Genomic DNA, 14710 nt, shown 5'->3' on the forward strand with positions numbered 1-14710 from the left:
TCCTCCCTCCTGTTATCTGAACATACATGAACTTTCCTCCATTACGCGCTCATTAACCAAGTAACAATCGCTGCTCCCGCTACAGCAACACAAATCCCTAATACAATGTGTTCCATATGTTCTTTGGCTTCTTCTACTTTTCGTTGATTTTTACGCATCATATTCCAAGCCGCCAGCAACAGCTGTAACGTTGCCCAAGAACCAATTAGACCTGAAGCACCGCCAATAAGAAAGGTTAAAACTGTTTGAATTCGTTCCATTAAGCTTGTCCTCCTCCATGATTTTTATGATTAGAATGAAAAGACCCTGGCGTTTTTTCCGCTTGTGTTTGTTTGGTCATCATCGCTAACGCTTCTGTCAACGTGTCTTGGTTCGTGGAGATATATTGTTGATACAACTCCCCCAACCACGTATCATGGTCTTCTTTTTTCGCTGCCATGATTGCTTTTGCTAATTTTCGCCGATTGTTTAATTCGGTTTGTGTAATTTTCATTTATTTAAGTGCCTCCTAATAACTTACTTTTCGTTTATTTCGTTTTAATTGCTTCGCTTGTTGTTTCTTTTCCTGACGTTCACTTCCAAATGTCGGGGTAAATCGTTGGCCAATCAAACGCAACTCATGTAAAAATGCTAATTCCTCGTTATATTGACCGACAGGAACTTTTTTCACCCATTCCCTTTTCCGACCATAGCCTTGCCAGATATAGCCTGCTTGGTAAAGAGCTTGTTTACAATGAAACCCTCCTGAAACGCCGATATAGTAATGCATACACAAAAGTGCTTCAACGGGTCGCAAAACACTTATTTGAATCATTGGAAATTGTTGATTTAGAAAGGCTGCTTCTTGTTCTGCCTCTTGTTTTGTTGAAAATTCCTTTTCCCAAGCTTTACCTAACGTAAAGTAGCGGTAACTTCGATTTTTTAATAGCATTCGTGCCTCGTAACTATTCGTTACATGGACGGTAAAACCATTGTTTGTCGTTTGATTGGGTAGCTCCCACGAAGAAACCTCTCCAAATCGTTCCACTAGCTGATCATATTCTTTCACCGCATAGACAAGTAGAGTATCCTCTGTCAACAAATCCATAGCCATGGCCGTACTTACCAACAAAAAGAAACGTTCATAAAACGCGTCTTTTTGTTTCAGCTCTCCTTCATCCATGAACAACACATGACGTGTCAATTCTCGTAACAGCGTTAATACCGTAGCTTCAGGAGACTGCGTAAGAGTAAACAATTCAATTTTTCGGTCATTCGGTACATATTGGCCCTGCTTACTTTTTAATTCCTTTGGGACAATAGAAACAGTAAAATCCAAATAAGGCGTTGCGTCCTCATACGTATTGGTTAATACCGTACACAACAAGTGATGCAAGGTTTGTTCTTCTCCAACCATTCCTCTCACCTCCCTTCAAAGCAACAAAAAAAGCAAGTAAAAACTACTTGCTTCAAAAATTGCTTTATGTTATATAATAAATAGAAGGACAATACTCCTTTAATAATCCCTGTGACTAAGTCACAAAACAAAAAATACTCCTTTGGTGTCCAGTAGTTGCGGTACTGGACATTCTTTTTTTCTTGAAAAAAAGACAGCATTTGTGGTATAAAAAAACAAAGAACAGTGTTATTTTCTGTTCTTTGTCACACTCAAGCGTCCGTTAGCGGATACTAACGGGCGTTTCTTTCTGGATCAATAGTCTACCAATAACATTGTCCAAAAATAGTCAATCAGTGGTCGATTGACTGTTTTTATTATAAAATTGACATCCTTTTCATTTGTTTTATAATGAAAGGTGTATTAAACACTCCATCACAATCTGTCTTGAAAGGCTTCGCATATTTTGTCGAGCCTTTTTATTTTTTATTGAAAAAGTTCTTTGGCTGTGATATAAAATAAAGAAGCGAGTAACTCAAACATAGTGCAAATCCTGAGTAAATTCGACGCATTGAATTTACGACTGCCAGTCTAAAAGACTGGTATTTTTTTATTGAATTTTTTTGAATAATATGCTATATAAATAACATATACCTCAAAAAAATTAGATAATGTTTTCTAAACCGCTGTTGAAGCAATCAGTCATGATTGCTTCTCTTTTTTTATTTCCTTTACTCAGAAGCTTCTTGTTTTAGAAACTATTAGCTTTCCACTTTTTAAATACCTCTTTTCTTTTTATTCTCATTCACTAGCTTCTTCTAAAGTGACTGATGAATCAGTTTCAAGCACACATTCTTGCACAGATAAACTTTTCGGTTCGATAATTGACCACTTCAATTTCACAGTAACAAATGTTTCTTTTAGATATTTTCCTATATGAGTATGAGAAGTTTGTCCTTCTATATAGGCAGGTTGGTTTTCGTTCTCATGTTCAACTATTTTAAAACCAATTGGAACAAAAATCTGCTCAGCATAATCCGATAAAATAACTTGATCTTGAATACGTTTAGGAATAGAAGCAGCCTCTCTTTTTTCTCTATAATCTGCAATAATAGCTAAATGGTTTCTTGCACTTTTCCAAAAAAAGTGAATTGCAAGACTACTTAAAAGAAACGTTAGTAAATTGGAAAGAAATGTAAAAATGAATTCTATTGGAATATCATCCAACGTTTGGATATTCGGAATTTGTTTTTGCCAAATTAAATAGACAAACCCTACACAACAATAACTGATAAATGATTTTACTAAATGACAGAATCGCTCTCTTTTATAATCTGAGTTAGATATGTCCCATAACAAACCTACAAAATGGCCAAGAAACCAAATAAGTAAAAAACTACTTAACGTGGTGGCTACAGCAGTAAACAGCTGTTGTTTAGATATTTCCAAAATTTTATCTAATTCATAACAAAGTAGAATAAAATTCAAAAAGTACAATAGACAAACTATCATCGCACGATATCTAATAAAATAAATAAGATTCATCAATTGCACGCGATAAAACGCAGAACTTGTTAGGGTTGCTACACACTTATTTTTGGTTTCTTTCATTTCACGTTTTAACTCGTTGAACATTTTTTTAGCATCATTTTTCATTTGTTAAACCTTCTTCCTTCACAAATTCTACAGAGTGACTGTTTGCTTGTCGCAACGCACGATTTTGTGAACGTAATTCTTCATTTTCTAGTTGAACTCGTTGTATTTCATCGTTGAGCTGCTTTAAAAAGTCCAACGACTCTTGAATTGCTTTTTGTTTGTCAGTCAATAAACCAAGTTGAGGATCTTCTACCTGTGAAAATCCACTTGATAGTTGTTCTTCTAGCTTCTCTGAATGCTTCTGTTGTTCTTTTAAATGATTTTTAGATTCTTCCAATAATCGACTTTCTCTAAATTTTTCCCCCATGAATCTACTTAATGCCAATGATACTGCCGTTGATATCGGTAGTAGCAATACCAATAAAAAATGGTTCATTGTTTGATTTTCTCCCTTCTACTTTTCTTCTTATTATTTTTGTAATTTTGAATAACAAAAAACTACTAACATCCCATTTGTTAGTAGCTAGTGTTGGCTTGATTCATCTTTTTTCAATTGCTTGAGCGATTTCTTCAATTGTACTATGTTCATAATCAATATACTTTAAATTTCCCAATCCAAACATAATATCATAAGGGTCTACTTGGTCTAGTTTTACAATAAACCAAGGCTTAGCTGTTGATTGTTGATAAATCACTTTATCAAAAAAAACGAATAATTCATGCTTAGCAAACATCGATTCTTTGGTTGCTTCACTTAAAAATATAATCGGAATATCCGATAAACGAACAACTTCGTCTATACGTTCCATTAATCTGTCACCTACATCAATTTGTTCTTCGTCTAACCAAAAATCTAACCCATATTCCCTCAAGCCCGAAATAATTTTTTCTACTTCTGCTTTATTCTTATGACAGTATGACACAAACAACTTTTTCTTTGTCTCTGTTTTCAGCGTGAACGCCCTCTCTTCCATCATTTTTTTTGAAGGTAAGAGAAAAATACTGTCAACAAACAGCTTAATTTCCTCTAAGTCAGCCTTAAAAGGTAATGAAACAACATTGTATTGCTGATTATTCATACAGTTGAAAATTTCTTCTTGACCAAAAAAATCGTCAATTTTCATTCCTGAGCGTACGGCTATTTCTTTAATTTTTTCAATATTAGATTGGGTTTCTACAATCATTCCTGTTTCTAAGGAATAATGAGTCTTGTTTACAAAAAGAATACAGACACCTGTACAATCTACTAAATGATTGATTTCTTGAATAACTTCATAATAGCAATCATACTCTTCATACGGAAAGCGAAAAGTAAGCTTCTTTTTCATACAAATTTCTCCTATTTCTATCAAGTTCTCTCGACGATTCCATTGGACTAAAACCGTTTTTGAAAATCTATAATAGAAAAAAGATTCGATCGCTTTTCGGACAAAGTAAAACTCATTATCATTTTTCATACATCCTATTTTCTCTAAAGGAACACTAAATCGACAATACTTATATTGATTACTTGCTTCACTAAACAATTTGTCTAAAAAAGAAGGATCATAGATTCGAAAAATCCGTTCCATTCGCTATCCCTCCTAACACAAATAACAAACGATCTATCTCTTTTTATGAAAAAAATGTTAACTAGTGTTCTTAAGCTTTTATCATATAAACAAAAGAAAAGCAGACACGTTGTCTGCTTTTCTTTGTTTCTTTATTTGGGCATGATATAACTCAACATACTTGTTTGAGTTGCTGCAATTGTACGAGTAGATACGACGTTTAAGCCTTGTACATTCATTTCTGAAATGTAAATTGAACCGTCTTGATTCACTTTTTCGACGAATGCCACATGCCCATACACTGGATCTGCACCTAACACGCCCGCAGGGAAGGAAACGGCTGTTCCTGCTTGTGGTGTGCGGCTTACTTCATATCCTCGGGCTTGTCCTGTCACGCCCCAGTCTTTTCCATTTCCCATGGTTAAGTCAATGTGTTTGCCTAATTGAGTGATTCGATTATAGACATACTGTGTACAATTTCCCCACGCATAGCTATTAGACGTATCATAGTTTTCACCATTATACGCTGGAAAATCAGATTCTGTCATTTCTACTGTCGCTTTCGGATGATCATACATGGTTAAGTCGTAGGTTTCAATTAAGCCGTTTAATTTCTGATTGTATTGACTATCTGTCGCATAACGTCCTGTCAAATACTGAGTAGCTTCTTGATAGGTTTTCGCTTTACTTTTCCAGACACCTTCATAAAAAGAAGCATTACCTGCCAACCCTTCTTTTAAGAGTTTCGCGTAGTCTTTCAGGCTCTCTTCGTAGCTCTGATATTGTCTAAAGGTTGCTTGGGTAGTATAAAGCGTTCCATTGCCTAAATCCTCTTGTGTCGCAAAAGAGACCCCTTTTCCGTTATGTGTGCCTTTAATGCCAAACAAATTATAATTTGGTGCTTTTGATAGCAAACTTTGACCACTAGCAGATTCTAAAATCGCTTGCGCAATCATAACAGATGCATATAAATCATTTTCTTGCCCCACTTTTCTAGCTGCTTCTCCAATTTTTTGAATAAATTGTTCTACACTTTCATTTTTTCCAAAGTGAATTGTTCCATCTGAAGAAAGCGTACTTTCTGGCACTAACTCTTGAATAGGCGCTGACGGGGCTTGGTGATATTCTTTGACTTCGTCTACAACAGGTGCTGCTATTCCTTGATTTGTTGTGCTTGTTTCTGTATTAGTAGAAACACTTGATTGAGTGGACTCATTTTGTTGGTTCGTCGGCGTTTCTGTTGGCTTTTGTGGTGTTTGTGTCGGTGTTGAATCCGTTGGTTTGGATTCTTCCACAGGCTGATTTTCTTCTGGTTTTTGTTCTGGTTCTACGGGTGTCGTTTCTGGTTTGCTTGAATCTGGCACCGTAGGTGTTTCTGGTTCCACTGGTTGCTCAGGTGTAGTTGGTTGTTCTTCCGTGGAAGAATCTGTTGGTGGTGCTTCTGGCGTTGTTTCTGGAGTAGAATCAACGGTTTCTTCTGTTTGTCCTCCATTACTTTCTTCTTGAACCGTCGCAGATTCTGAAGAAAGTGTCGGCGACGTAGGTTCTTCATTTGCAAAAACTGCTGGTGTATAGCCAAATACTTGGCTAACAACTAATAATGCAGACAATAATTTACTTGTTTTCTTCATGACTTTTCCTCCATTTATTTCATTTTTTTCTTACCAAACAGAAGTATATACATCTGTTTGTGAAAACTTTTTTAACACATTATAAAATTTTTTCAAAATTCTGTTTAAAGCAAGTCGTTTATTTGTGTTATATACTCGGTTAACTGCGGGACTTTCTTAAAAAAGTTTACCAGTGTCTGTTTTGAAAAAGTAGGTTTAAAGTAAAATGCAAAAGGGTGATTCTCCTTGACAGGTATCAAGACGTCAAAGGAATAAACTTCCATTGCTTGATCTTTCACTTGGTTAAGTAGTACTTCTTCAGAATCATTAAATTCTCCTAGAAGGTATCCTTTGTTTGTTTTGAAACACAAAACTAAAGAATACTCTCTTTGATTTTTGTCTGTAGGTACATACAAATCTGGCCAGTAAGGTTCCGTCCATAATGGGTTATAATCAAATAGAAAAAACTGATTGCATTGATACGCCATGATACCTTCTCCTTCTAATTTTTTACTTTCAGGTGCCACTTGTTTAATTTACGTTTCTTTATTTTGGATGATTTTGGTACGTCAAATCCAAACAAATCTTTCCAAACACCATGGCTTCCTTGTACAATCGGTATCGGCAAACACTTACCTGAATGTATCAAAATTATCTGGGTATATGCCCTCAACTGATCTGGCTTCAACAAGCCGTTCTTCTGAAATTCCAACACTTTATTCGGTAAAAGTGAAATCCGAAAAAGATAATTATTTTCATCATAATAAAGTTTTACATCTGTTTCTCTCACTGCCAAAGCTTTTCCTTCAGCTTTAAAAATACTTCCCATAAAGTTCCTCCTAAAATTTTCTCAATCATTATAAGTAAAAACAGTGAACTTCACTGTCAAAAAATACTATGTTACTCAACATGTAAAGCTAGATAACTTAAGCATACGCCTAAGAAAAGACCAACAAGTAAGCCACAAGCAAAAAGAATGCTACTCATTTGTGAACTTCTCCTTCTATTTTCTTATCATTTACAAACAACTCTGTTCCATCTTGATTGACACGTACTTTTTGATTATCAGTTGTAATTCCGCTTAACTATCCTGAATACAAAAAGTCAACTTGATACAAATCAATAGTATTGTCTGCGAGCTTTTTGAACTGTTTTTGTTTATTTAGATAGTTCTCATTAGCAATTTGAATATTTTTTACTTCCGTACCTCTAAGGGTACCTTTTAAATAAAGTCCTGGGAATTTTTCCCTTTTTGAACTGTCCGCTCCATTGAAAATAAAAGTAACACTAAAAGGAATAGCCTTCTTTTTTGGCCAATCTTCAATCTCTATAATTGGTCTAAACTTCTCATTTACTTTTTCTGGTAACAGATAATGTTTTTCTTCCAATCTCTGTTGAATCGTATCTTTCCACTCGTTCTCTTGTTTAATATACAAACAAGGCATCACAATTAAAGCAATTACAAAAACAATTAAACCAGTAAAACATGTGTTTACTACTACGTCCGATTTTTCATTAAAAATCGCCATAATAAAAAGAAAAAGAAAAACCAACGCAATTAACGATATCATTATCATTATCCAAACCATAAAAATCCTCCTCAACATAAAAATAGTCAACATTTCCTAGTAGAAACCAAAATTATTGAAGTAAATCGCCTTTTTCCTTTAACTCTTTTTCATTTCTAAAGATTCTTTTTTCAACATCCACAATATTTGAATCTAGCACCCGTATACTCTCCTTCAAATCTTCATAAAAATTAAATATATCGCTTAAAACAACATATTTTTGAACATATAAAAAAGTAAGAATAATTAAAATAGATGGAAAAATCATAAAACAACTGAAATCTCCAAACCATATAAATAATTCGCTTAGAATACCTATAAAAATAGAATTTTCATCAAATTTCAAAACATTCATACTCATACCACAAACATAAAAGAGACCAGAGATAATAATTAATGCCAAAAAAATGTCAAAATACTTTGCCCAAAGATAAAAAACGTACTGAACAAAACGGAATCTGTGCTTAGTACACTTTAATAACAACGCTTTTTTGTAACGTAATTTTTTTCGTTGTCTGTTCAATCGCTTTGTTTCCTTACGTAACTTTTTCATTGCTTCTTTTCTTTGTAAAAGGTTTATAGTTTCCATTACTATTTCTCCCTATCCTTAATTATTTTTACAAAACTACCTATTCCATTTTCCAAATTTCGGATTTCTTGATTCAGGTATAATAAAAAAATTGAGATCAGGCGTTTGCATAAAGCAAGTATTTTTTCTCATTTTCTTTGATTGGCTAACAGGCTTTGTGGAATTATCAGACAAGATATTAGCGTCTAAAAACCAATTTTCATGGATATTTCTACTTTGTTTTTTCTTATTAAAATTGTTCAAAAATTTAGAAAGCATTGATCTCCTTCTCCTTTATCGTTCCTTCCCATTTCACTTCAAATACTATAACAAAACTAGAGATAGCCTCTGTTGACTATCTCTAGTTCGCTTCATTATTCTTTGACTTTACGCCGTACCAAAACAACACTTGCACATACAAAAAGAAACAGCCCTAATGCCACATATGCAACATTTGCTGTTTCTCCTGTTTTTGGTAATGCTTTTGGTGTTTTGAAGGTAACTGTTTGGTCTTTATTGGCCAAGTTATCTTCTTTACCAACAAGTTTTGTTTTTTCTTTGTCGTAATAAATATAGTGAGTAGCTACCCCTTTTTGACCGTCTCTCATCGTATTTTTCGCAATTGGAATATCTACATGGATCGTTTCATTTTCGGCTTTTGCTGTATACGTTGATTCGACAGTCGTAATCACTTTTTTCGTTTCTGGGTCTACGTATGGAGTAACGATAGTGTACGTGTGTCCTACTTCAGAACCTTTGATTTTCACTTCATCACGTAATGTATTGTCAATGGTTGGGTTCGCTTCTTTCTTACCGTCTACAGTCGCTAAAAGTGTCGTAATTTCCATTGGTTTGCGTTTGTTGACTGCTTTAAGGGAAATGACTTGGCCATTCGTTTCTGGTGTTACTTCAAAGCTCAAATCGTCTGTATTTGGATAGTACCAGCTCAATGGTTTTGTTTCTTTAAAGCGATAGTTTCCAGTTGGCAATTTCTTCACATTGATTTTTCCGGCTCTATCTGTCTTGTACGTATTTACCACAGTTTCTTTTTTACCATCTACACGAATTAATTGGAACTCAACCCCTTCAAGCGGTTTGTTTCCTAAGTTATCCGTTTTGATTAGCTCTACGTCTGTATACGCCAATTTGTTTTCAATCTCTTTCCGAGCCATTTTCGTCAAGATTTCTTTATTTTCAGCGTATCCGTCCGCAAATACATGAATCGTATGCTCTTTTTCATTCGTAGAAGGTACATATTTAAATCCATATTTGGTTTCGTCCAACACATGGTCATTACCTGCATCAATTTCTTTTAAGTAGAAATTACTTTCTACATTTGGTAATGTTAAGCCTTCAAAAACTAATTTGCCGTCTTTGACTTTCGCAAAAGCTAATGCAGTATCATGAGGTAAAATATCAAAGCCAATTTGAATACCACCTTCACCAACAAACAAGCCAAAGACTTGGCCATTCTTCGCATTTTCTAGCTCGATCACTGGTTTGCCGTCTTCCCAACCAGTTACAACTTCTTGTTTCTTGTAGCCGTATACGTTGATTTCTTGCAATTGATTTTCAACTTTAACGGTTGTAGAAGCTAATTCAACCAGTTGTCCTTCGTATTTGATTTCAAAAGGAATTGGGTCTTTTAACATCACAAAACCATTTGGTGCTTCGATTTCTACTGCTTCGTATTTACCTAGATACAAGTTTGGCTCAGATTCAGTCATTCCTAAATCATTTGTTACTAACTCAAAATCTTTGCCGTCTTTTTGAACATATTCACCTTTGGCCAAACGAACTGTTCCGTCTGGTGTTGTAATATCTTCTCTTGCACGGATTTTGAATTTTACACCTGCTAAATCCACTTGGTCATATTGAATTTCCGCATATTTCCCGTACTCACATTCTTTTTCAACAGTAGAAATTCCTTTTTCACCTGTCTTATGGATTTTTACTTGGCCTTTTTGTGGCATATTCTCGAATTTAATCGTAATTACACCGCCTGCATCGGCTTCAGTAACAGAGAAAACAACTGGTTCAGTCGCAATTAAGTAGCCTTCCGGCGCACGTAACTCACGAATTTCATAACGATCTTTACCGAATGGTAAGCTATCGCTTGTCACCAATTCCCCTTTTTCATTGGTTTTGAATTCGTCACTAATTTCTAATGAGTTTGGTACACGCATAGAAACATAGTCGCCTTTACCGTCATTTGCCCAGCGGTCCCAAATTTTGAACGTTGTATCGCGTAGCGGAATATTTTTTCCTGTTTCTGCGTCAACTTTCACTAAATGTAGACGAGCTTCAATGATTTTATCTTCCAATACCCAGAAGAATTTTTGGTCTTCTTCTGAAATAGTAAATTCAATTGGATCAATCGCTAAATATCCTTCTGGCGTTTTAGTTTCTTCCATGACATAAGAATCGTAAGGCAATGTTTTACCTGTACTTGCTTTACCATTTTTATCCGTTGTCATCACTTTTACAACTTTTCCAGTTGTTTTTGACGTGATAGTGAATTCTGCCCCTTCTAATTGAGGCTTGATATTGTCTGCTTTTCCTGTGATTGTATCAAGGACTTTTTTGACAAGTGGTTTGTCACCAATTTTAACAATTTCCACGCCACCTTTAATGACTTGGTCTTTTAGCGTCATTGTTTTTACTGCGACAGTTTTATCTTGACCTGCATACGCAATGTTTACTGGATATTTTGTTTTATCTAACGTATATCCTTCTGGTGCTTTGATTTCTTGAACATAATAGTCATGCATAATTTGAATGTTTTCAAAAGAACCTGTGACTTTGTCTCCAGATTTTTTCAACGTCACTTCTTTTACTTTTTGACCATTTGTTTCAAATAAACCATACACAGCGCCTTCCAACTTAGCAGATCCTTGCGCTTGATTTCCTGTTTCCTTATCTTCTTTGATAAGATCTAAGCGTCCAACTTGCTTTTTGTTTTTGAACGTAACTGTAATTGTTTTATTCGCTTCAACTGTGACTGTTTGTGGTGTTTTATTAAGAACGTAGCCGTTCGCTGCTTGAATTTCTGGAATGGTTACTGTTGTCCCATGAGGAATATCTTTCAGGTCAGCTTCACCATTAGCGTTAGTTACCACTTCCACATTTCGGCCACCATAAGAAAGCTTGAATTTCGCACCAGAAATAGCTTTTCCTGTGTCTGCATCCACTTTTTTGATTTTTACATTACCGTTTTTTAGGACTTTGATTGGAATACTAATTTTAGCTCTATCAGGATCTCCTAAAACTGCAACTGTCTGACTACCTGGTTTAGCATATGCAATATTATTAGGATCTTCTGAATAACGTAAAAAACTAACATTTCCTGTTTCATTACTTGAGGCAGTTGCTGTTAGCTTTAATTGATTGCCATTTTTCTCTACTTTTACTCCTGCCGTGTTACTACTCATTTTTTGATAATCTTTAAATACACCATTTGTATCTGTTAACGTTACAGATTGGCCTACTTTTAATGTTACTTGTTGATTGTTAAATGAAGGTCGTTTTGCAAGATTCGCAATTCCATTATGGATTTCATTAATAATCCCTTGATTGCGTCCACTGTTTTGAATCCATTGAACACCTAGTTCATCCCACAAAAATGTTTGGGTATTCCAATAATGTGGAATATCTTTAGTTTTAGTATAGCCAATTGTAGCTCCTTGTTTCATTCTTGTAGTAATTTGACTAGGCATTACCGTTTGCGTATAACCACCAAAACCATTAACCAAAAGCCCTGGTTCAATACAAAAAAGTGGTTTTCCATTTGGAGTAGCCATTTCATCATAAACTGATCCCCATGTTTCTAAGCCACTATTAGGCATCCGAATATGCCAATTAACTGCAAATTGACGAACAACTTGAATCGTTATTCCTGCTCGTTCTTCTACTGCTCTACGCAATCTAGACGCTGATTCAACTGGAGTGAATTCATACAACTTACCATTTGAAGCAGTAAATCCTACGTGTGCTTCGTAAGAAGCGCCTTTAATCGCTTGAATTTCTTGTGTATGTGCGTCCATGAAAGCAAGTAATTCTGCTTTTACAAGCTCTGTTTCATTTCCTACTAAATAAGTATAGGCAGATCTATCAGAAGAATACAGTTGTTCTTCACCTTTTGCCACATCTGGACTTGAATTATCAGTGTTAACTATTGATCCACTCATTTCCGTATCTGTAGACGGCTGAATTTGTGTACTTGTTTCATTCTCTTTTGTCTCACTTGTCTTCTCTTTTTCAGAAGAACTTGTTTGAGTTTTTTCTGTTGTTTCTTCTTTTGAATTTTCAGTTGTACTAGACGTACTTTCAGAAGCAGTTGTTTCTGTAGTCGCCATAGACGGAAATCCTTCCGCTACAACTTGTGTTACAGGAGTTAAAGAATTCATTCCTAACACTGCTAAAGCAAAGAGTGTACATAATTTTTTTAATCGCATTTGTTTGCCCCCTTAATTAAAAATTTATCTATATAAACACCTAAATTGGTGAAATTTTTGTACAAAAAAAAGACCTTTAACATAAACGTTAAAGATCTTTCATAAGTATAGTGCCTATCTTAATTTAATGTTACACAATATCTGATTGTACCATCAGAAAATGAGCTAGTGGCAAGACCTGATCTATTGTATTCTTCATCAGTTAGATTTTTTTCTGCCCAAGCTTCAGCTTCCTCATATGTCATGAACCAAGGACTTACACGTCCAGCTGGTTCATTATCTGGCGTTGGTTCTTGTGGAGTTTCTGGTTGCTCAGGAGTAGTTGTTCCTCCATTTGAACCTCCTTGATTGCCTCCACCAGGTTGGCTTGGTTGTTCTGGCGTTGTCGTTCCTCCGTTTCCAGGAGTTGATGGTTGATTATTTTCTGGTGTAGAAGGCGTTGTTTGTCCGCCTTGGCTGCCATTATCTGGTTGAACTGGCGTTTGTTCTGGTGTACTTGGTGCTACTTCAACATTTCCAGTTTGTGTGTTATCTGTTACTACATTATTCGTTGTTGCTTCTTGTGCAGGTTGTCCGACAGGTTGAGAAGGATTTACTTTGTCTGTATCTTGAATCACTGTTTGAGCCACAGTTTCACCTGCGCTGTTTTGCACACTTGCTACATTGCCATCAAAACTCAATTTGTTTCCTGCGTAGATTAAATCTACATTTGCAATTTTATTCATATCTGCTAATTTTTGCACTGTAATATTTGTTGCTTGGCTAATAGCACTTAGTGTATCTCCCCAAACAATAGTATATTCATTCCCTTTAATTTCAGCTTTGATTTGTTCTGCTGTACGTGGTGTCCATTCTGCTGCTTCAGCTTTTTCACTATTCATTGCTAATGCAATTCCACCTACTGTTACTCCGATAGCCAATACTTTTAAAATTTTCATAATTTAATTCCTCCAAACTTTATCAATAAATTATTTACAAAAACATTGCACCAAAGTTAGTTCAAACTATTAAGTAATTTTGTTAATTTTTTTATTTTTTGATATACTAAACTTGGTTCAAGGTTTTATAATCAAAAATAAGAAAAGGTGAGATAAATAAAATTAACCAATCTAAACGAAATTCAAGAATGGTCTCAAAAAAACCTAATCAATAGAAAACAAGCTTCTAAAATATCAGGGCTAAATTATGAAGGCTTTTCAAGCGCTATTAAGCGACAACACATAAAATCTTTTTTAGAAATAGGCGATGAAAAGGGCCCTTCTCTTACTCGTCTTTATTTAAAAAGTGAAGTCGAAGAGTATGCCAATAAATTAAAAGAAAAAAGACAGAAACGGCAATAAGTCGTTTTCTGTCTTGCATTATACTTAAAACAATAATAAAGAATTATACAACGGAGGTTCTATGAATAAGAAATACATTGTTGCTATTGGTTCAATCTTACTGATTGTACTTACTATTATTGCTTTTACTGTATCTAACAAAACAGAAACACAGTCACAAAATACTGTTCAATCAACTACTACAAGCCATTCTAGTGAGCTTGCCGTTTATCCTTCATTAAATAGCCTAAGAGAAAAATATGGACAAGATTTAATCGATCTTGGTTCTTCTCAAATCACTACTGTCTTGTTTGAAAAGAAAAACGTAGCTTTTATCACTTCTGAAAAAGAAAATAATATTGAATTTCCACTTACCGTAACAGATAAAGAGAAAAACCTTTTTTCAATTTCTAGTATCAAACATACCCCTAATAATTTAAAAATAGGTGATACTTTTGGTCTTGCAAAAATCCATGAACAATATCTTGCATACTCCCGTTAAGTAACAAGAGAGCTTCTCTTGTTACTTTTATCACATAACCGTTTTTATTATATCAACTTTTTTTAACCGCTTCAATATTATATCTTAAGTATAATTGAAATAGTTACATAGTTGCTAATGTCTTTTTTTGAATAACCTTTACTAATTTAAATTGATAGCCCCATGTTC

14 protein-coding genes are annotated in these 14710 nt (G+C 34.8%); 1 reads left to right on the forward strand and 13 read right to left on the reverse strand.

Annotated elements, in window-relative coordinates; translation table 11 throughout:
* Positions 1-41 precede the first annotated feature (41 nt).
* From IGK82_RS13520 to IGK82_RS13580, 13 genes are all read right to left on the reverse strand, one after another.
* Positions 42-260 carry a hypothetical protein gene (locus IGK82_RS13520; protein ID WP_016616838.1) on the reverse strand — a complete coding sequence of 73 codons (219 nt, stop codon included), beginning with the start codon at positions 258-260 and terminating at the stop codon, positions 42-44.
* Positions 260-493, reverse strand: coding sequence for a hypothetical protein (locus IGK82_RS13525; protein ID WP_236919488.1), 234 nt, complete (start codon positions 491-493; stop codon positions 260-262). Before IGK82_RS13525 ends, IGK82_RS13520 begins: the two co-directional genes overlap by 1 nt.
* A 15-nt stretch (positions 494-508) precedes the next feature.
* Positions 509-1396, reverse strand: coding sequence for a hypothetical protein (locus IGK82_RS13530; RefSeq protein WP_236919487.1), 888 nt, complete (start codon positions 1394-1396; stop codon positions 509-511).
* A 780-nt stretch (positions 1397-2176) separates the two neighbouring features.
* Positions 2177-3031 (reverse strand): hypothetical protein, encoded by an 855-nt coding sequence (locus tag IGK82_RS13535; RefSeq protein WP_242384712.1) that lies wholly within the window; start codon positions 3029-3031, stop codon positions 2177-2179.
* The gene (locus IGK82_RS13540; protein ID WP_229206974.1) at positions 3021-3407 is read right to left on the reverse strand and encodes a hypothetical protein; all 387 of its coding nucleotides are present in this window, start codon (positions 3405-3407) and stop codon (positions 3021-3023) included. The genes IGK82_RS13535 and IGK82_RS13540 overlap by 11 nt, the downstream gene beginning before the upstream one ends.
* 103 nt (positions 3408-3510) lie before the next feature.
* Entirely contained in the window at positions 3511-4542 is a 1032-nt protein-coding gene (locus IGK82_RS13545; protein WP_174115711.1) for a TIR domain-containing protein, read from the reverse strand.
* A 131-nt stretch (positions 4543-4673) separates the two neighbouring features.
* The gene (locus tag IGK82_RS13550; RefSeq protein ID WP_430605214.1) at positions 4674-6152 is read right to left on the reverse strand and encodes a glucosaminidase domain-containing protein; all 1479 of its coding nucleotides are present in this window, start codon (positions 6150-6152) and stop codon (positions 4674-4676) included.
* A gap of 104 nt (positions 6153-6256) precedes the next feature.
* Positions 6257-6619 carry a hypothetical protein gene (locus IGK82_RS13555; protein WP_430605215.1) on the reverse strand — a complete coding sequence of 121 codons (363 nt, stop codon included), beginning with the start codon at positions 6617-6619 and terminating at the stop codon, positions 6257-6259.
* A 14-nt stretch (positions 6620-6633) separates the two neighbouring features.
* A complete protein-coding gene (locus tag IGK82_RS13560; protein WP_101732215.1) occupies positions 6634-6960 on the reverse strand; it encodes a hypothetical protein in 327 nt (108 codons plus the stop codon).
* A 256-nt stretch (positions 6961-7216) separates the two neighbouring features.
* Positions 7217-7720: a hypothetical protein gene (locus IGK82_RS13565; protein ID WP_430605216.1), complete on the reverse strand. Its 504-nt coding sequence runs from the start codon at positions 7718-7720 to the stop codon at positions 7217-7219.
* A gap of 52 nt (positions 7721-7772) precedes the next feature.
* Positions 7773-8288: a hypothetical protein gene (locus tag IGK82_RS13570; protein ID WP_430605218.1), complete on the reverse strand. Its 516-nt coding sequence runs from the start codon at positions 8286-8288 to the stop codon at positions 7773-7775.
* 353 nt (positions 8289-8641) lie between these two features.
* Positions 8642-12721 (reverse strand): SpaA isopeptide-forming pilin-related protein, encoded by a 4080-nt coding sequence (locus IGK82_RS13575; protein ID WP_430605219.1) that lies wholly within the window; start codon positions 12719-12721, stop codon positions 8642-8644.
* A gap of 119 nt (positions 12722-12840) precedes the next feature.
* Entirely contained in the window at positions 12841-13659 is an 819-nt protein-coding gene (locus IGK82_RS13580; protein ID WP_430605220.1) for a LysM peptidoglycan-binding domain-containing protein, read from the reverse strand.
* Between the two features lie 463 nt (positions 13660-14122).
* On the opposite strand from IGK82_RS13580, the gene IGK82_RS13585 reads away from it, so the two are divergent.
* A complete protein-coding gene (locus IGK82_RS13585; RefSeq protein ID WP_430605176.1) occupies positions 14123-14542 on the forward strand; it encodes a hypothetical protein in 420 nt (139 codons plus the stop codon).
* The last annotated feature ends 168 nt before the right edge of the window (positions 14543-14710 follow it).

Origin of the sequence: Enterococcus sp. AZ197 (assembly GCF_050556405.1) — a bacterium.
GTDB classification, from domain to species: domain Bacteria; phylum Bacillota; class Bacilli; order Lactobacillales; family Enterococcaceae; genus Enterococcus; species Enterococcus faecalis.